Consider the following 754-nt stretch of genomic DNA (forward strand, 5'->3'; position numbering starts at 1 on the left):
AGGAGCACCCGATCCCCGACACGAAGACGATGTTCTCCTTCGCCAGGCCGAGTTCGGGCATGAAGCCCTGTACGGCGGCGAGGACGGCGTAGTCCCCGCAGCCGGGGCACCAGCGCACTTCCTGGTCCGTCTTGAAGTCCTTCGGCTGGAGCCGGAGTTCAGTTCCCACGGATCGTCTCCCGCAGTGTGTGGGCGAGTTGTGCCGCCTTGAACGGTGTGCCGGTGACCTGGGTGCACGACTGGACGTCGACCAGGTACTTCGCCCGGATGAGCATGCCGAGCTGCCCGAGGTTCATCTCGGGGATAACGACCCGCTCGTACCGTGCGAGGACCTCCCCCAGGTTCTTCGGGAAGGGGTTGAGGTGGCGCAGATGGGCCTGCGCGATCGGTTCCCCGGCCGCCCGCAGCTCCCGCACGGCCGCGGTGATCGGCCCGTACGTGGAGCCCCAGCCGAGGACCAGCGTGTCGGCCCGGTCCGGGTCGTCGACCTCGATGTCGGGCACCTCGATGCCGTCGATCTTGGCTTGGCGGGTGCGGACCATGAGGTCGTGGTTGGCGGGGTCGTAGGAGATGTTGCCGGTGCCGTCCTGTTTCTCGATGCCGCCGATGCGGTGTTCGAGTCCGGGTGTGCCGGGGATGGCCCAGGGGCGGGCGAGGGTGTGCGGGTCCCGTTTGTAGGGCCAGAAGACTTCGGTGCCGTCGTCGAGGGTGTGGTTGGGTCCCTGGGCGAACTGGACGCGCAGGTCGGGGAGTT

At 67.9% G+C, this 754-nt stretch carries 2 pseudogenes; both read right to left on the bottom strand.

What is annotated here, in order from left to right:
* A pseudogene (locus G3I56_RS44575) lies at positions 1-169 on the bottom strand (2-oxoacid:ferredoxin oxidoreductase subunit beta); the annotation flags it as partial.
* Positions 159-754, bottom strand: a pseudogene (locus G3I56_RS42640) (2-oxoglutarate ferredoxin oxidoreductase subunit alpha); the annotation flags it as partial. The pseudogenes G3I56_RS44575 and G3I56_RS42640, both read right to left, overlap by 11 nt.

This window comes from Streptomyces sp. SID12488, from assembly GCF_010548275.1.
GTDB lineage: Bacteria > Actinomycetota > Actinomycetes > Streptomycetales > Streptomycetaceae > Streptomyces.